The following is a 19,441-nucleotide window of genomic DNA, read 5'->3' on the forward strand; positions in this document are numbered from 1 at the left end:
AGGAAGCGGTGATCGAACGGGAATCCCGGAGACCCTTGCCCGCAACGTAAGGGGGAAAGAGGGGACCCGGTAGGGGATGGGAAGTGTCGTCTTCGCCGAGGTAGCGTGATATCTACCCGGATCAGAATTCACCGGCGCAGTGGCGACCGCAGAAGATTATCGCGCTGCGGCGCTTGATTTCCAGTCCTCCCGGTCGCGTTAATCGTCGAAAGAAGGAACAGATCATCATGAATGATCGTGCGCAGAAGTTCTCGGACCTTCCTCGTTGGCCGCAGTTCGGCGACGAGGAGCGGACCGGTCTGATACGCGCTCTGGACCAGGGCCAGTGGTGGCGCATGGGTGGCAGTGAAGTCGACTCCTTCGAGCGCGAGTTCGCGGAACACCACGGCGCGGTGCGCGCGCTGGCCGTCACCAACGGCACCCACGCCCTCGAACTGGCCCTGCAGGTGGCCGGAGTCGGTCCCGGCACCGAGGTCATCGTCCCGGCCTTCACCTTCATCTCCTCGTCGCAGGCCGCGCAGCGGCTGGGCGCCGTCGCGGTCCCCGTCGACGTGGACCCGGACACCTACTGCATCGACGTGGCGGCCACCGAGGCGGCCATCACCTCCAGGACCCGGGCGATCATGCCCGTCCACATGGCCGGCCACTTCGCCGACATGGACGCGCTGGCCAAGCTCTCCGCCGACTCCGGTGTGCCGCTGGTGCAGGACGCGGCCCACGCCCACGGGGCGCAGTGGCAGGGCCAGAAGGTCGGCGAGCTGGGCTCGATCGCCGCGTTCAGCTTCCAGAACGGCAAGCTGATGACGGCGGGCGAGGGCGGCGCGGTGCTCTTCCCGGACGAGGCGTCCTATCAGGAGGCGTTCCTGCGGCACAGCTGCGGCCGTTCGCGCACCGACCGCAAGTACTTCCACGAGACCTCCGGGTCGAACTTCCGGATGAACGAGTTCTCGGCCTCGGTGCTGCGCGCCCAGCTCGAGCGGCTGGACGGCCAGATCGCCACCCGCGAGGAGCGCGCTCCGCTGCTGGCCCGGCTGCTGGCCGAGATCCCGGGCGTGGTGCCGCAGGCCCAGGACGAGCGGTGCACCGTCAATCCGCACTACATGTCGATGTTCCGGATCCCCGGCATCGCCGAGGAGAAGCGCAACGAGCTCGTCGACCAGCTGGTCGCCCGGGGTCTGCCGGCCTTCATCGCCTTCCGGGCGATCTACCGGTCGGACGGCTTCTGGGAGACGGCGGCGCCCGCCGAGACCGTCGAGGAGCTGGCCCGGCGGTGCCCCAACACCGAGGCCATCAACGCCGACTGCGTCTGGCTGCACCACCGCACGCTGCTCGGCACCGAGCAGCAGATGTACGAGATCGCAGCCGCCGTCGCCGACGTCGTCACCCGCGCATGACCGGCCGCGGGCCGACCGGGCCGACAGGCGCCCCGGTCCGTACGGCCGTGGTGGGCCTGGGGTGGGCGGCGAAGTCGATCTGGCTGCCACGGCTGCGGGAGCATCCGTCGTTCGCGGTGACCGCCGTGGTGGATCCGAGTCCGGCGGCGCGTGCCGAGGTGGCACACGGCAGGACCGGTACCCGGCTGCTGTCCGACGTGGCGGAGCTGGACCGGAGCATGGTCGACCTCGCGGTCGTCGCCGTGCCCAACCACCTGCACAGCGCGGTCGCCTGCCGGCTCCTGCACATGGGCATCCCGGTCTTCCTGGAGAAGCCGGTGTGCCTCAACTCCGCGGAGGCGCAGCAGCTGGCGGTGGCGGAGGCGGCGGGTGACGGCGTCCTGCTGGCGGGAAGCGCGGCCCGGTACCGCGCGGACATCCAGGTGCTGCGGGACGTCATCGACAAGGACCTGGGGCAGATCCGCCATGTGGAGCTGTCCTGGGTACGGGCCCGGGGCGTGCCGAACGCGGGCGGCTGGTTCACCCAGCGGCAGTTCGCGGGCGGCGGGGCACTGCTCGACCTGGGCTGGCACCTGCTCGACACCATCGGTCCCATCCTGGGCCCGGTCGGTTTCGACCAGGCCGTCGGCACGGTCTCCGACGACTTCGTCAACAGCACGTCCTCGCAGGCCGCTTGGCGGCGTGATCAGCCGGCCGACCGGCAGGAGGACGGTGACGTGGAGGACACCGCACGCGGCTTCCTGGTGACCGAGGACGGGGTGTCGGTGGCGATCAGGGCCAGCTGGGCCTCGCACGAACCGCACGACGTCACCCTGCTGCGGGTCGACGGCAGCGACGGCACCGCGACGCTGCGCTGCACCTTCGGTTTCAGTCCCAACCGCAAGCACGGGTCGACGCTGACCCGTATCCAGGACGGCATCACCACCGAGGTGGCGCTGCCCGACGAGGAGATCGGCACGGAGTACCTCCGCCAGCTCGACGACCTTCCCGCACTGCTCGCCGATCCCGCGAGCAAGGGCAGGACCGTCGAGGAGGTCCGCCGCACCATCTCCGTCATCGAACGGATCTACCGCTCGGCCCACAAGGCCCGCGCCGATGCCCGCTCCGCGATCCGGACCGGACGTACGGACGCGTATCCCTATCTACTCAACACGGGGAGCAGTCATGCAGAAGAACCCGACGGGTGAGCCATGGACCTATCCCGCGCTGTTCGCGGGCCATCGCATACGGGCGGTGGTCTTCGACCTCGACGGGGTACTGGTCGACAGTTACGAGGTCATGCGGCAGGCGTTCACGATCGCCTACGCGGAGGTCTGCGGTCCGGGCGAGGCTCCGTTCGAGGAGTACAACAAGCACCTCGGACGGTTCTTCCCGGACATCATGCGGATCATGGACCTGCCGCTGGAGATGGAGACACCGTTCGTCCGCGAGAGCTACCGGCTCTCCGGGCAGGTGCGGCTCTTCGACGGCATTCCCGAACTGCTGGCGGAGCTGCGTGACCGCGGTATCAAGATGTCCGTCGCCACCGGCAAGAGCGGCCCCCGGGCCCGCGCGCTCCTGCAGCAGGTGGGCGTTCTGTCGATGTTCGAGCAGGTGATCGGATCCGACGAGGTGGCCCGTCCCAAGCCGGCGCCGGACATGGTGGAACTCGCCCTGTCCCTGATGGGCGCCCATCCCTCGGAAGCGGTGATGGTCGGGGACGCGGTGACCGACCTGGCCAGCGCCCATGGTGCCGGGGTCGCCGCCGCGGCCGCGATGTGGGCCGACACGGACGAGGCCGCGCTGCTGGCGGCCGGTCCGCAGGCGGTCCTGCGCAGGCCCGCGGATCTGCTGGTGCTGTGCCCGGCACGCGTGCCGGTCGGCTAGACCCCCTGGGGTTCCTGCCCCCACGAACGCATGTTGGCCCGGACGCTGCAACGTCCGGGCCAATCCTTGCGTTCCGCGCGCCGCACGAACGACGCGCCTACTCCGTGTATCCCGTGTATCCCGTGCCGGACTCCGACCGTTCCATCGTCGCCAGGCAGCCGGCGACGACGGCCTCGGGAACGTCCTGCACCAGCTCCACGCCGTTCGGGCCGTCGAGGACGAAGGCCAGCCCGCGGCTCGCCTTCTTGTCGCGGCGCATGTAGCGGACGAGGTCCGCCGGATCGAGCCCGGCCGGCACCGCGGTGGGCAGCCGGTAGCTCCGCACCACCTCCAGGTGCTCGGCGACGCGCTTGTCGTCGATCCGGCCGAGCGCCCCGGCGAGCCGGCCGGCGAACACCGTGCCGATCGCGACCGCCTCACCGTGCCGCAGGGCGAACTCCGTCGCCAGCTCCAGCGCGTGGCCGAGCGTGTGGCCGTAGTTGAGGATGTGGCGCAGTCCGGTGTCCCGCTCGTCGGCGGTCACGACCGCCGCCTTGAGGGAGACGCTCGCCGCGATCTGCTCGTGCAGCGGAAGGCCGCGCAGGTCGCCGGCGCCGATGAAGTGGCAGCGCGCCAGCTCCCCGTAGCCGTTCACGCGCTCCGCGTCGGGCAGGGTCCGCAGGAGGTCGGTGTCGCACAGCACCGCTTTGGGCTGCCAGTACGCGCCGACCAGGTTCTTGCCCTCCGGCAGGTTCACCCCCGTCTTGCCGCCGATGCTCGCGTCCACCTGCGCCAACAGCGAGGTGGGCAGGTGCACGACGGGGACGCCCCGGTGGAAGAGCGAGGCCGCCAGGCCGACGGTGTCGGTGGTGGTGCCGCCTCCGCAGGAGATGACGACATCACCGCGGGTGAGCCCGAACCGGGCGAACTCCCGGCACAGTTCACCCACGGTCTCCAGGGTCTTGTCCTGCTCCCCGTCCCGCGCCCGGAGCCACAGCGTGGGGACTCCCGGGTCGGGCACCGCGCCGGCGGGCCGCGCCGAGACGACGACCGCCCGCGAGGCGCCGAGCCACGCCACCACCTCCGGGAGCAACTCGCGTACGCCCGGCCCGATATGGACGGAGTACGCACGGTCGTCGCCGAGGGCGACCTCCACCTGCCGGTGCGGCGCCTGCGTCGGACTCATCATGTCTCCTTTCTGTCGTTCACCACGTCCCGGCCGTAGCGATCCGTCCGGCTCACGCGGTCTGCAGCGCGGCGGCGGGAACGGCCAGCGGCAGCTGGTCGCGGCCCGAGGGGCTGAGGGACGCCCGCACCAGGCGTGCGGCCAGCGCCTCCGTGACGGCGGGGATGCCGAGCCGGCCGTGGGTCAGATGGGCGTGGTCGAACAGGTGGTAGTTGACCGGTGCGCCCTCGGTGGCCCACTGGCCGGTGGTGACCCGGTGCAGGGTGACCAGGTAGCGGTACCAACGGTCCGCGACAGGGGGCCGCATGGGCGGTGCCATGACGGCGAACAGCGCCGCGGACTCCTCCAGTTCCGCCTGTCCCGACAGTTCGGTGCGCTGGTCGGGGGTGAGCTGCTCGGTCCAGGCCTGCCAGCACTGGAAGAGGAATGCCCGGCGTTCCCTTTCCGGAACGAGGGCGACCAGATGACGAATATGAAGAATGGCAAGGGCCAGCTGCTCGTCCGGCGTGTATCCGCTGCCCTGCATCACCTCCAGGGCCAGGTCGCTGGAGGCCGTCGAGAGATCGTCGGTGAATTCGATGTCGCAGGCGTGCGAATGCTGCGGCACCTGCTGCGGAAGGTGCTCGAATGCAATCGGGCGGCCGACTGCCGCGTATTCCAGCTGTATTCGCTCCTCTGTTTCCCGCAGTACGCGCGTGCCGCCGCCGAACCAGAGGGCGAGGCCGGGCGCTGCCGGGTGGTCGATGCGGCGGAAGAACCACCGGCTGTCGGCATCCGTCCTGCGGAAGCCGCGTACCAGGTCAGGGAGTGTGGGTGGCACTCCAGCGGTGACACCGCCGCGTCCGTCCGCCCGTTGGGGGGCGGGGATGCGGCAGAAGATCCAGCTGTACGTCATGACGGATTCCCTCACTTCGTTCAAAGCCGTGATCCCATGCGGAGAAGGCTGAATTTACTCTTTCTCGACCCGCTTCACTACCCCAGTATCCTTGACGGATACGGGCATGTATGGATAGTAGACGTAGTAGGTGGACCCCCTCTCTTGAACAGTCCTCCGCATTTTCCCGCGACTCAGGTCAGGGATCTCTTAGGGGGGCTTCCAGGGGTTCCGATAATTCCTCGGCAAGCGAGACTGAGTACTGCGAGATTCGCGTCGTCAGTCCGTATCGAGGGGTGTGTTGACATGCTGCGTACCGAGCTGATCCGACCGTTGCCGGAACTGCTCAAGGAGCATGCGAACCGTTTCGGGGACAAGGTCGCCTTCAGCGACTCCCGGCGCGACGTCAGCTACACGGAGTTGGAGAAACGCACCGGTCGGATCGCGGGCCACCTGGCCGCGCTGCGACTGCAGCCGGGCGACCGGGCGGTGATCTATCTCGGCAACTGCGTCGAGACGGTGGAGAGTTACCTGGCCATCACCCGGGCCTCCGCCATCGGCGTACCGCTCAACCCGCGGTCCACCGATGCGGAGCTCGGCTATCTCCTCGACGACAGCGGCGCCCGGGTGGTCATCACCGACGCGGCGCACATCGGCCAACTCCGCCACGTGCTGGGCGACCGCCGCACGGTGCGGATCGTGGTCACCGGCTCCACGGGCATTCCGGTCGACGCGCCCGCCGGCACGGTGGCTTTCGAGACGCTGGCCGGCACCGACCCGGCCGTACCGGCCCGGGACGACCTCGGGCTGGACGACCTCGCCTGGATGCTCTACACCTCCGGCACGACCGGCCGCCCCAAGGGCGTGCTCTCCACCCAGCGCAACGGGCTCTGGTCGGTCGCCGCCTGCTACGCGCCCATTCCCGGACTCACCTCCGACGACCGGGTCCTGTGGCCGTTGCCGCTCTTCCACAGCCTGTCGCACATCGTGTGCGTGCTGGGGGTCACCGCGGTCGGCGCCTCCGCCCGTATCGTCGACGGCTTCTCGGCGGACGACGTCCTGCAGGCGCTGGAGGAGGAGAGGTCCACTTTCCTCGCCGGCGTGCCGACCATGTACCACTACCTGGTCAGGGCCGCCGCGCGGAAGGGTTTCCAGGCACCCGACTTGAGGATGTGCCTGGTCGGCGGCGCCATCACCACGGCCGCCCTGCGCACCGCCTTCGAGAACGCGTACGGCGCTCCGCTGCTCGACGCGTACGGCTCCACCGAGACCTGCGGCTCGATCACCATCAACTGGCCCACCGGCGCCCGGGTCGAGGGCTCCTGCGGGCTGCCCGTCCCCGGCGTCAACGTGCGCCTGGTCGACACCAGGACCGGTGCCGAGGTCGCCACCGGCCAGGAGGGCGAGGTGTGGGTCAGCGGCCCCAACGTCATGACGGGGTACCACAACAACCCGCTGGCGACCGCCGAGGCGCTGCAGGACGGCTGGTACCGCACCGGTGACCTGGCCCGGCGCGACGAGGCCGGCTACTTCACCATCACCGGCCGTATCAAGGAGCTCATCATCCGGGGCGGGGAGAACATCCACCCCCTGGAGGTCGAGGAGGTCCTGCGCACCGTGCCGGGCGTCGCCGACGCCGCGGTGGTCGGCACCCCGCACGACGTGCTCGGGGAGGTCCCCGTCGCGTTCCTCGTACCGGGCCCCGAGGGGCTCGACCCCGAACTCCTCTACGCCGCCTGCCGGGAGAAGCTCGCGTACTTCAAGGTCCCCGAGGAGCTCTACGAGATCGCCCGGATACCGCGCACACAGTCCGGCAAGATCACCCGGCACAAGCTGCTGGAGCAGCCGATGCGGCTGCGGGCCGCCAACAGCAGCCACTTCGAGTCGCTGCTGCGCCTCGACTGGGTCCCGCTGCCCTCCGTTCCCGAGACCGGTGAGCACCCCTCGCACTGGATCGTGACCGGCGCCGACGCCGCCGCGCTGACCGCGGGTCTGGCGGCGAAGCTGACGGACGCGCAGGCGGCGGGGGATCCGGTGCCCGACGCGGTGGTGTTCCTCCCCGACGTCGCACCGCCCTCCGGCGGCCTCGCCGAGTCGGTGCAGCGGACCGTCAGGGAGCTCTCCGCCGCCGCCGGCCACTGGCTGGCCGACAGCCGGCTCGCCGGCACCCGGCTGGCCGTCGCCACCCGTGGCGCGGTGGTCGCGGGCCACCGTGAGCATCTGCAGAACCTGGCCCACGCCCCGCTGTGGGGGCTCGTCCGCTCGCTCCAGGCAGCGCACCCGGAGCGGATCGTCCTGCTCGACCTCGACGACACCCAGGAGTCGCGCGACGCGCTGCCCGCGGCCCTGGCCGTCGCGCTGACCTCGGACGAGACCCAGCTGGCGGTGCGCGCGGGCATCCCGCTGCAGCCGCGCCTGGCGCGGGTGCCCAACACCACCGACCCCGCCACTCCCCCGGTCCTGGACCCGGAGCGCACCGTCGTCGTCACCGGCGCCGACAGCCCGCAGGGCGCGGCCCTCGCCCGCCACCTGGTCTCCGCGCACCACGCCCGCCACATCCTGCTGGTCAGCGCGAACGGCGTGGCGGACTACAGCACTGCGGCCCTGCACGGCGAGTTGACGGCGCTCGGCGCCACCGTGACGCCCACGGCCTGCGACCCGACGGACCGGACCGCGCTGGCCGCCGTACTGGACCGCGCCGAGCGCCCGCTGACCGCGGTGGTGCACGCCCACTCGTGGCAGGAGGCCGTCGCGCAGCGTCCCGAACGTCCGCTGGAGTCCGCCGTCGCGGCCCTGCTGAACCTGCACGAGACGACCCTCGCCCGCACCCCGGCCACCTTCGTCCTGCACTCCTCGGCCGACGGCGTCCTGGGCGCGGCGGGGGACGGCGAGCGCGCTGCCTACACCGCCTTCGCCGACGCGCTGGCCCAGCACCGCGCCGACCGCGGCCTGCCGGCGCTCTCCCTGGCCTGGGGGCCGTGGGAGCAGACGGAGCCCGCGAACGGCGCGGACCCGGACGGCACCGACCGGTCCGACGGCGCCGGCGGAACACCGGCCGCCGGTGTCGGCACCCTGGACGCCCGTGCCGGGCTGGCCATGTTCGACGCCGCGCACATGGCGGCCCAGCCGTTCCTGCTCCCGATGGCCCTGGACACCGCCCGCATCGCCACCGGCGAGGTGCCGCCGCTGCTGCGCGGCCTCATCGACACCACCCCCGGCTCCGCCGGCGCCGACGAGCGACGGGCCGACGCGCTGCGCAAGCGGCTCGGCCGGCTCTCCGACCCCGAGCAGTTCCGGCTGCTGCTGGACATGGTCCGCACCGAGGCGTCCCGGGTCCGGGAGCTGGGCGGGATCACCGCGGTCGGCGCCGAACGCGCCTTCAAGGACCTCGGGTTCACCTCCCTGCACGCGGTGGCCCTGCGCAACCGTCTGACCGAGGGCACCGGGCTCAAGCTGCCCGCCACCCTCGCCTTCGACTTCCCCCGCCCGAACGCGGTCGCCCAGCAGCTCCGCAACCTACTGATGGGTGTCGAGACCGCGCCCGAGGAGCTGCAGCCGGAGGTGGTGGGCTCCGACGAGCCGATCGCGATCGTCGGGATGGCCTGCCGGCTGCCGGGCGGGGTCTCCTCCCCCGAGGAGCTGTGGCAGCTCGTCGAGCAGGGCGTGGACGCCGTCTCTGGTTTCCCGGAGGACCGCGGCTGGAACCTCGGCGAGCTGTACGACCCGGACGGCAGCAGGCGCCGCACGTCGTACGTCCACGAGGGCGGCTTCCTCTACGACATGGCCGACTTCGACGCCGACTTCTTCGGGATCTCGCCGCGCGAGGCCGTCGCCATGGACCCGCAGCAGCGGCTGCTGCTGGAGACCTCGTGGGAGACGTTCGAGCGGGCCGGCATCGACCCCGCCACCCTGCGCGGCGGCAACGTCGGTGTGTTCTCCGGGGTGATGTACCACGACTACGGCACCCATGTGGACCAGGCGCCCGAGGAGTTGGAGGGATACCTCGCCACCGGCACCGCCGGCAGCGTCGCCTCCGGCCGGGTCTCGTACACCCTCGGCCTCGAAGGCCCGGCCCTCACCATCGACACCGCGTGCTCGTCCTCGCTGGTCGCCATCCACCTCGCGGCGCAGTCGCTGCGCAACGGCGAGTGCACGATGGCGCTGGCGGGCGGCGTGGCGCTGATGTCCCAGCCCACCTCCTTCGTCGAGTTCTCCCGACAGCGGGCGCTCGCCGCCGACGGCCGGTGCAAGGCGTTCGCCGAGGCGGCGGACGGCACCGGTTGGGCCGAGGGCGTCGGCCTGCTCCTCGTGGAGCGGCTCTCGGACGCCCAGCGGCTCGGCCACCCGGTGGCCGCGATCATCCGCGGCTCCGCGATCAACCAGGACGGGGCCTCGAACGGACTCACCGCGCCGAGCGGCCCCTCGCAGCAGCGGGTGATCCGACAGGCACTGGCCAACGCCCATCTGTCGTCGGCGGACGTCGACTCGGTCGAGGGACACGGCACCGGCACGACGCTGGGCGACCCCATCGAGGCGCAGGCGCTGCTCGCCACGTACGGGCAGGACCGCGACCCGCACCTCCCGCTCTGGCTGGGCTCGTTGAAGTCCAACATCGGCCACGCGCAGGCCGCCGCCGGAGTCGCCGGGATCATCAAGCAGGTCATGGCCATCCAGCACGGCGTGCTGCCCAGGACCCTGCACGTCGACCAGCCCTCCACCAAGGTCGACTGGTCGGCCGGTGCGGTGGAACTGCTCACCGAGGCCCGGCCCTGGCCGGAGACCGACCGGCCGCGGCGCGCCGCGGTGTCGGCGTTCGGAGTCAGCGGCACCAACGCGCATGTGATCATCGAGCAGGCCCCGGCGGTGGAGGAGATCCCCCGCGAGAACGGGAGCCCGGCGGGACCGGTGGCCCTGACGCTGTCGGCCAGGTCGCCCGAGGCGCTGCGCGCCCAGGCCGGCCGACTGCTTGACCTCCTCGAATCCGGCGCCGGCGACCAGGCCGACCGTTCCGGTCTCGACGACATCGCCTACGCGCTGGCGAACTCCCGCGCGGCACTGGAGCAGCGCGCGGTGGTCACCGCCACCGACCACGCGCACGCGGTGGCGGGCCTGGAGGCCCTCAGCCTGGATGAGCCGGCGTCGAACGTGGTGACGGGTACCGCGGACGCGGACGGCAAGACGGTCTTCGTCTTCCCCGGCCAGGGCTCGCAGTGGACCGGCATGGGCGCCCAACTCCTCGACACCTCACCCGTCTTCGCCGACGCCATCGACCAGTGCGCGCAGGCCCTGGCACCCCACATCGACTGGTCACTGACCGATGTCATCCGCCAAGTGGAGGGTGCCCCGACGCTGGAACGCGTCGATGTCGTCCAACCCGTCTCCTTCGCCATGATGGTGTCGCTGGCCGCTCTGTGGCGCTCCCACGGCGTCATCCCCGACGCCGTCATCGGCCACTCGCAGGGCGAGATCGCCGCCGCCTGCGTCGCCGGAGCGCTGTCGATCGAGGACGCCGCCCAGGTCGTCGCCCTGCGCAGCAAGGCCATCGCCGCGGGACTCGCCGGACACGGCGGCATGATGTCCATCCCGCTGCCCCTCGACGACGTCACCGCCCGCATCGAGGAGTACGCCGGGCGCCTCGAAATCGCCGCCATCAACGGCCCCCACTCCACCGTCGTCGCCGGTGAACCCACCGCACTCGACGAACTCCACACCGCCTGCACCACCGAAGGCATCCGCGCCCGCAAGGTCCCCGTCGACTACGCCTCCCACACCAGCCACGTCGAACGCATCGAGAGCGAACTCGCCCGCGTACTGGCCATGTTGACCCCGCAGGCGCCCATCGTCCCGATGTACTCCACGCTCAACGGGGAGTGGCTCGACGGCGCCACCCCCCTCGACGCCGGCTACTGGTACCGCAACCTCCGGCACACGGTGCGGTTCGCCCGGTCCACGGCGGCGTTGGCAGCCCAGGACCACCGCGTCTTCGTCGAGGTCAGCACCCACCCCGTCCTCACCACCGCCATCCAGGACATCCTGGAGGCCGAGGACATCGCCTCGCCGGTCGTCACCGGCACCCTGCGCCGGGACAACGGCGATCTGGAGCGGTTCCTCACCTCCCTGGCAAGCCTGCAGGTACGGGGAGTTCCGGTCGACTGGTCACCGGCGCCCGCCGCCGGCGCGCACCGGCAGGTGGAACTGCCGACCTACGCCTTCCAGCGGCAGCGGTACTGGCTGTCCGATACGGGCAGCAGCGGCAACGTCAACGCGGCGGGCCTGGACTCCTCCGAGCACCCGCTGCTCAGCGCGGTCGTCGAACTCCCGGGCTCCGGCGGGGTGCTGGCCACCAGCCGGATCTCCCTCGCCACGCACCCGTGGCTGGCCGACCACGCCGTCGAGGGGGTGGCGCTGCTCCCGGGCACGGCACTGATCGAGCTGGCCCTCCGAGCCGGTGACAAGGCCGGTACGGATGTGGTGGACGAGCTCGTTCTCGAAGCGCCGCTGGTGCTGCCGGAGCTGACGGCCGTACGGATCCAGGTGGCCATCGGCGGAACGGACGACGCCGGCCGCCGCAGCGTGACCATCCACTCCCGCCAGGACCACGCCGACCCCGACGCGTCCTGGACCCGGCACGCCACCGGATTCCTCACCACCGGATCGACCGCACCCAACGGCGACCTCACCGTCTGGCCGCCGCAGGACGCCGAGGCCGTCGCGGTGGGCGACTTCTACGACCGCCGGGCGACCGTAGGGCAGGAGTTCGGCCCGGCCTTCCAGGGCCTGCGCAGGGTCTGGCGGCGCGGGGACGAGACCTTCGCCGAGGTCGCCCTCCCGGAGGACACCCAGGACGCGGCTGCGTTCGGACTGCATCCCGCCCTGCTGGACGCCGCGCTGCATGCCGCCGACTTCGGCGCCGTCACCGCGGCCGACCCCGGGCAGCTCCTGCTGCCGTCCGCCTGGAAGGGCGTCGCCCTGCATGCCACCGGCGCCGACCGGCTCCGGATCCGGATCGCGCCGACCGGTGACAACACCGTCACCGTCGACGCCGCCGACAGCACCGGCACAGCGGTCGCGACCGTTCAGGCACTGACGTTCCGCGCCGTCGACACCAGCCGGCTCGCACCGGGGAACAGCAGCCACCATGACGCGCTCTTCCGCGTGGCCTGGCAGCCGCTGCCGTTGGCGGAGCAGGTTCCCGCCCAGCAGTGGCCGACGCTGGATCTCACCGGGGCCACCGACGACGTGCGCGGCCGGACCGCCCACGTGCTGGCCGAGGTGCAGCAGTGGCTCACCGGCGCGGAGCAGGAGGACGCGCGGTTGGTCGTCCTGACCCGCGACGCGGTCACCGATCCGGCGGCGGCGGGCGTCTGGGGCCTGGTCCGCACCGCGCAGGCCGAGCACCCGGACCGCATCGTCCTCGTCGATGTCGACGACTCGGAGTCGAGCCTCGACGCGCTCGCCCAGGCCCTGGCCACGGGTGAGCCGCAGATCGCGCTCCACGAAGGGGTCGCGTCGGTGCCGCGGCTCGTCCGCGCCGACGCCGGGCAGGACAGCTCGCGCCGTCCCCTCAACCCCGAGGGCACCGTTCTGATCACCGGCGGCACCGGCACCCTCGGTGCGCTGGCCGCCCGCCACCTCATCACCACCCACGGCATCCGTCACCTGCTGCTGACCAGCCGCCGCGGCCCCGACGTGGAAGGAGCGACCGAACTCGCGGCCGAACTCACCGCCCTGGGCGCGCACGTCACCATCGCCGCCTGCGACGCCGCCGACCGCGAAGCGCTCGCCACCACCCTCGCCACCATCCCGGCAGAGCACCCCCTCACCGCGGTCATCCACACCGCGGGCGTTCTCGACGACGGCATCATCACCGCCCTCACCCCCGAACGTCTCAACACCGTCTTCCAACCGAAGATCGACGCAGCGCTGAACCTGCACGAACTCACCCGGGGCGCCGACCTCGACGCCTTCGTCCTCTACTCCTCCGCGGCCGGCACCCTCGGCAACCCCGGACAGGCCAACTACGCCGCGGCCAACGCCGCACTCGACGCCCTCGCCCACCGACTGCGCGCAGACGGCACCCCCGCCACCTCACTCGCCTGGGGCTACTGGTCCGACGTCAGCGGGATGACCACCCATCTCGACGACACGGCTCTGCTGCGGCACCGCCGGGACGGCATGCTGGGGCTCTCCGCGGACGCCGGTACGGCATTGCTCGACGCGGGGCTGCGCTCCTCCGGGGCGGCGTTCGTGGCCGCCAACCTGGATCTCGCGGGTCTGCGGGTCAGGTCGGCGACCGAACCGGTGCTTCCGCTGCTGCGCAGCCTGGTGCGTCCCGCACGGCGCACCGCCCAGGCGGGCGGTCAGCCGTCCGGCGGCAACTCGCTGGCGGAGCGGCTGACCGGGCTCCTCGAGGCCGAGCAGAGCCGGCTCCTCCTCGACCTGGTGCGCTCCGAGGCCGCCTCGGTACTGGGGCACGCGAACGCCGAACGGATCCAGCCGGACCGGGCGTTCAAGGAGGTCGGGTTCGACTCGCTCACCGCGGTCGAACTGCGGAACCGGGTGGGTGCGCGCAGCGGTCTGCGGCTGCCGACCACCCTGGTCTTCGACTACCCGACGCCGACGGCGCTCGCCCGCCACCTGGGCGCGGAGCTGATCGGCGAGCGGCCGGCGGCGACGGCGGCCCCGGTGGTCACCAGTGGTGCGGACGCGTCGGACGATCCCATTGCGATCGTGGCGATCGGCTGCCGGTTCCCCGGCGGCGCCAACAGCTCCGAGGAGCTGTGGCGGCTGGTGGCGGAGGGCGTCGATGTCATCGGCGACTTCCCCACGAACCGCGGCTGGGACCTGGAGGGGATCTACGACCCCAACCCGGAGCGCCGGGGCAGGTCGTACGCCCGCAACGGCGCGTTCCTGGACAGCGCGACTGATTTCGACGCCGGATTCTTCGGGATCTCGCCCCGTGAGGCCGACGCCATGGACCCGCAGCAGCGGCTGCTGCTGGAGACCTCCTGGGAGACGTTCGAGCGGGCCGGCATCGACCCGGCGGCGCTGCGCGGCGGCAACGTCGGCGTGTACGTCGGTGTCAACGACCGCGACTACGCGATGCGGCTGCAGCAGGACAACGGGGATTCGGAGGGCTACCGCCTCACCGGCACCTCGGGGAGCGTCGCCTCCGGCCGGATCTCCTACGTCTTCGGCCTCGAAGGGCCGGCGCTCACCATCGACACGGCCTGCTCGTCCTCGCTGGTCGCCCTGCACCTCGCGGCGCAGTCGCTCCGCAACGGCGAGACGGACATGGCGCTGGCGGGCGGGGTGGCCGTGATGAGCACCCCGGACGCGTTCGTGGAGTTCTCCCGGCAGCGCGGCCTGTCCACCGACGGCCGCTGCAAGGCGTTCGCCGACGCGGCGGACGGCACCGGTTGGGCCGAGGGCATCGGCCTGCTGCTCGTCGAGCGCCTCTCGGACGCCCGGCGGCTCGGGCACCCCGTGCTCGCCGTCGTCCGCGGTTCCGCCGTCAACCAGGACGGCGCCTCCAACGGACTCACCGCCCCCAACGGCCCCTCACAGCAGCGCGTGATCCGCGCCGCTCTGAAGAACGCCGGGCTCGGCGCCACCGACATCGACGCCGTCGAGGCCCACGGCACCGGCACCAGCCTCGGCGACCCCATCGAGGCCCAGGCGCTGATCGCCACCTACGGCCAGGACCGCGGCGACCGACAGCCGCTCTGGCTCGGCTCGTTGAAGTCCAACATCGGGCACACGCAGGGAGCGGCCGGGGTCGCGAGCGTGATCAAGATGGTGGAGGCCATCCGGCACGGCGTCCTGCCCAGGACGCTGCACGTCGACCGGCCCTCGGCCAAGATCGACTGGTCGGCGGGCGCCGTGCAGCTGCTCACCGAGGCCCGTGACTGGCCGGAGCAGGACGGGAAACCCCGCCGTGCGGGCGTCTCCTCGTTCGGTGTCAGCGGCACCAACGCGCACGTCATCATCGAGCAGGCACCGGCCCTCGACGCCGCCGATGCCCAGCAGCAGCCCGCGGGCACCGGGACCGCACCCGTTCCGCCGGTCCTGCCGCACGCGCTGCCGAACGTGCTGCCGTACGCGCTGTCGGCCAAGAGCCCGGACGCCCTGCGCGGCCAGGCCCGGCGGCTCGCCGACCGGTTGGCCGCAACGGAGAACGACCTCGGCGACGTGGCCTACTCCCTCGTGACCAGCCGCGCCGTGCTGGACCGGCGGGCCGTGGTGCTGGCCGGCGACCGCGAGGAGCTGGTGGCGGGCCTGGAGGCGCTGGCCGGCGGCTCGGCCCCCGGCTCCGTGATCACCGGCGAGCCGGCCGGCGGCAGGACCGCCTTCCTCTTCTCCGGTCAGGGCAGCCAGCAGCCCGGTATGGGACGCGAGCTGTACGAGGCGTTCCCGGTGTACGCGCGGTCGTTCGACGCGACCTGCGAGGCGCTCGACCGGCAGCTGGCCGGGCATGTGGACCATCCGCTGCGCGAGGTGGTCTTCGCCGAAGCGGGCTCGGAGCGGTCCGAGCTGCTGCACCGGACCGTCTACACCCAGGCCGCGCTGTTCGCCGTCGAGGTGTCGCTGTTCCGGCTGGTGGAGTCGTGGGGCGTACGGCCCGACCACCTCGCCGGTCACTCCATCGGCGAGCTGGCCGCCGCGCATGTCGCGGGCGTCCTGTCCCTGCCGGATGCCGCCACCCTGGTCGCGGCACGCGGCCGGATGATGCAGGCACTGCCCGAGGGCGGCGCCATGGTGGCCGTGCAGGCCACCGAGACCGACCTGGCCCCGCTGCTCACCGACACCGAGTGGGTCGGGATCGCCGCGGTCAACGGACCCACCTCGGTGGTGATCTCCGGCGAGGAGGACGTGGTCCTGCGGATCACCAGCGCCTGCCGCAGCCTCGGTTGGAAGACCAAGCGGCTGCGCGTCAGCCACGCCTTCCACTCGCCGCGGATGGACGGCATGCTCGACGCGTTCCGCGAGGTCGCCGCCGGGCTCACCTTCCAGGCACCGCGCATCCCGATCGTCTCGACCCTGACCGGGAAGCCGGTCACGGCAGAACAGCTCGCCTCCCCCGACTACTGGACCGAGCATGTGCGCCGGCCGGTCCGCTTCCTGGACGCGGTACGCACCCTGCGCGAGCAGGACGTCACCGCCTTCCTGGAGATCGGCCCGGACGCCGTCCTCATCGCGATGACCCAGGAGTCCCTGGAGTCGCTGGAGTCCCTGGACGGATCCGCCGGAGGTCCGGAGCAGACGCTGTGCGTCTCTGCGCTGCGCCGTGAACGCCCGGAGACCGCGACCCTGTTGGCGGCGGTCGCCGGCCTCCATGTGCGGGGCACCGCGGTCGAGTGGCCCGCGCTCTTCGACGGCACGGCCGCCGCGCGGGTGGACCTGCCCACGTACGCCTTCCAGCGCGAACGCCACTGGGCGGAGGCGGGCGGCGGCACGGCGGACGCCAGGTCCCTCGGACTGCGCGCCACCGGTCACCCGCTGCTGAGCGTGTTGACCGAACTCCCGGACACCGACGGCCTGGTGGGCACCGGCCGGCTGTCGCTGCGGACGCACCCGTGGCTGGCCGACCACGCCAAGTCGGGTGTGGTGCTGGTACCGGGCACGGCACTGGTCGAGTTGGCGGTACGCGCCGGCGACGAGACCGGGACCGGCGTGCTGGACGAACTCGTCCTCGAAGCACCGCTCGTCCTGCCCGAGCGCACCGGAGTCCAGCTCCGCGTGCAGGTCCTCGAAGCGGACGACACCGGCCGGCGGGCCGTGAGCGTCTACTCGCGCCCCGACGACACCGAAGCCGCGGACGGCTCCGACGCCGTCGGCGCCCCGGCACCGTGGACCCGGCACGCCGCCGGATTCCTGACGAAGGAGAGCCCCCGGCCGGCAACCGGTTCCGGCGTCTGGCCGCCGGAGAACGCCGAGGCGGTCGAGATCGGCGACTTCTACGACCGGCGGGCGGCGGACGGGCACGAGTTCGGGCCGGTCTTCCAGGGGCTGCGCAAGGTCTGGCGACGTGGCGAGGAGATCTTCGCCGAGGTCGCCATCCCTGAGGAGGGCGTCAAGGACGCGACCGCGTTCGGACTGCACCCCGCCCTCCTGGACGCGACGCTGCACGCGACCAGCTTCGGCGCGGTCACCGCGACCGACCCCGGGCACCTGCTCCTGCCCTTCGCCTGGAAGGGCGTCGCCCTGCACGCCACCGGCGCCACCCACCTCCGGATCCGGATCGCGCCCACCGGCGAGAACACCGTCGAGGTGACGGCCGCCGACACCACCGGCGCGCCCGTCGCGACCGTCCAGGCGCTCACCTTCCGCGCCGTCGACACCAGCCGTCTCAGCACCCAGCAGGACGCCAACCGCGACGCCCTCTTCCGCATCGAGTGGCAGCCGCTGCCGCTCGCCGGTGCCGGCCCCGACCAGCCCTGGCCCGTCCTCGATCTCACCACCGACGCCGGTGGTCTCCGCGAGCTGACCGCCCGCGCTCTCACCGGGGTTCAGGAGTGGCTCACCGGTACCGGTCCCGACGGGGCGCGGCTGGTGGTCCTGACCCGGGACGCGGTCACCGATCCGGCGGCGGCCGCCGTCTGGGGCCTGGTCCGCACCGCGCAGGCCGAGCACCCGGACCGCATCGTCCTCGTCGACGTCGACGCCACCGAGGCGAGCCGCGGCGCGCTGCTGCCGGCTCTCGCGACGGGTGAGCCGCAACTCGCGCTCCGCGAGGGGACCGCGACGGTCCCCCGGCTGGCCCGAACCACCGGCGAGGGGTTGGACGACGGCTGGACCCTCGATACCGAAGGCACCGTCCTGGTCACGGGCGGCACCGGCACCCTGGGTGCGCTGGCCGCCCGCCACCTCGTCACCACCCACGGCGCCCGTCATCTGCTGCTGACCAGCCGCCGCGGCCCCGACGCGGAAGGCGCGACCGAACTCGCGGCCGAACTCACCGCACTCGGCGCGCACGTCACCATCGCCGCCTGCGACGCCGCCGACCGCGACGCGCTCGCCACCACCCTCGCCGCCATCCCGGCAGAGCACCCCATCACCGCGGTCATCCACACCGCGGGCGTCCTGGACGACGGCATCATCACCGCCCTCACCCCCGAACGCATCGACACCGTCCTACGACCCAAGATCGACGCGGCACTCAATCTCCACGAACTCACCCAGGACACCAAGCTCGACGCCTTCGTCCTCTACTCCTCCGCGGCCGGCACCCTCGGCAACCCCGGACAGGCCAACTACGCCGCTGCCAACGCAGCCCTCGACGCCCTCGCCCACCGACTGCGCGAACAGGGCACCCCCGCCACCTCACTCGCCTGGGGCCTGTGGGAGGAGGCCAGCGGCATGACCGGCACGCTCGGCACCGCCGACCTCCAGCGGGGCAGGCGCACCGGGATCACCGGAATGTCCACGGAGTCGGCGCTCGCGCTGCTCGATGTGGGGCTGCGGTCGGCGGATGCGGCGCTGGTGACGGCGCGGCTGGATCTGGCGGCCCTGCGCGGACCGTCCGACCCGGACTCCGTGCCGCCGCTGCTGCGCTCCCTGGTGCGCACCCCGCGCAAGGTCGCCCGCACCGCCACCGTGACCGAACAGTCGCTGGCCGACCGGCTGAAGGCACTGCCCGAGGCCGAACGGAACCGGACGCTGCTCGACCTGGTGCGCTCCGAGGCCGCCTCGGTGCTGGGGCACGCGACGGCCAAGGCCGTCGGGGCCCAGCACGCCTTCAAGGACCTGGGGTTCGACTCCCTGGCCTCCGTGGTGCTGCGCAACCGGCTCGCGACGGTCAGCGGGGTGCGGCTCCCGGCCACGCTGGTCTTCGACCACCCCACTCCCACCGCGCTGGCCGAGTACCTGCGGCACGAACTCGACTGCGACGAGCCTGCCACACCGCCCTCGGTGTCGGCGGAGCTGGACCAACTGGAGGCGGCTCTGGCCGATCTGGCCTCGGACGAGTCGGTACGCGCCGGAGTGGCCGTCCGGCTGCGGCTGCTGACCGCCAAGGTCGAGGCCGCATCGAGCGCCCCCGCCGGCGTGCCCGGCGAGAACGTCGACCTCGACTCGGCGACCGACGACGAGATCTTCCAGCTCATGGACGGCGAACTCGGTCTGTCCTGAACCGCCCCCGGA

6 protein-coding genes are annotated in these 19,441 nt (G+C 72.3%); 4 read left to right on the forward strand and 2 right to left on the reverse strand.

Annotated elements, in window-relative coordinates; all coding sequences use genetic code 11:
* Positions 1–227: 227 nt before the first annotated feature.
* The 3 genes from AC07DC_RS24260 to AC07DC_RS24270 are packed head-to-tail and all read left to right on the forward strand — an operon-like array spanning position 228 to position 3,260.
* Positions 228–1,394, forward strand: coding sequence for a DegT/DnrJ/EryC1/StrS family aminotransferase (locus AC07DC_RS24260; RefSeq protein ID WP_478916559.1), 1,167 nt, complete (start codon positions 228–230; stop codon positions 1,392–1,394).
* The gene (locus AC07DC_RS24265) at positions 1,391–2,581 is read left to right on the forward strand and encodes a Gfo/Idh/MocA family protein (RefSeq protein ID WP_478916560.1); all 1,191 of its coding nucleotides are present in this window, start codon (positions 1,391–1,393) and stop codon (positions 2,579–2,581) included. The genes AC07DC_RS24260 and AC07DC_RS24265 overlap by 4 nt, the downstream gene beginning before the upstream one ends.
* On the forward strand, positions 2,559–3,260 hold the full coding sequence (locus AC07DC_RS24270; RefSeq protein ID WP_478916561.1) for an HAD-IA family hydrolase: 702 nt from the start codon (positions 2,559–2,561) through the stop codon (positions 3,258–3,260). The genes AC07DC_RS24265 and AC07DC_RS24270 overlap by 23 nt, the downstream gene beginning before the upstream one ends.
* A gap of 97 nt (positions 3,261–3,357) precedes the next feature.
* Here AC07DC_RS24270 and AC07DC_RS24275 read toward each other — a convergent pair whose 3' ends face one another.
* Both AC07DC_RS24275 and AC07DC_RS24280 read right to left on the reverse strand, forming a co-directional pair.
* A complete protein-coding gene (locus AC07DC_RS24275; RefSeq protein WP_478916562.1) occupies positions 3,358–4,428 on the reverse strand; it encodes a 3-dehydroquinate synthase in 1,071 nt (356 codons plus the stop codon).
* Between the two features lie 49 nt (positions 4,429–4,477).
* The gene (locus AC07DC_RS24280) at positions 4,478–5,320 is read right to left on the reverse strand and encodes a lantibiotic dehydratase C-terminal domain-containing protein (protein WP_478916563.1); all 843 of its coding nucleotides are present in this window, start codon (positions 5,318–5,320) and stop codon (positions 4,478–4,480) included.
* 285 nt (positions 5,321–5,605) lie between these two features.
* Between AC07DC_RS24280 and AC07DC_RS24285 the strand changes: the two genes are divergently transcribed.
* Entirely contained in the window at positions 5,606–19,429 is a 13,824-nt protein-coding gene (locus AC07DC_RS24285; RefSeq protein ID WP_478916564.1) for an SDR family NAD(P)-dependent oxidoreductase, read from the forward strand.
* The last annotated feature ends 12 nt before the right edge of the window (positions 19,430–19,441 follow it).

This window comes from Streptomyces sp. NPDC045021 (assembly GCF_056432645.1).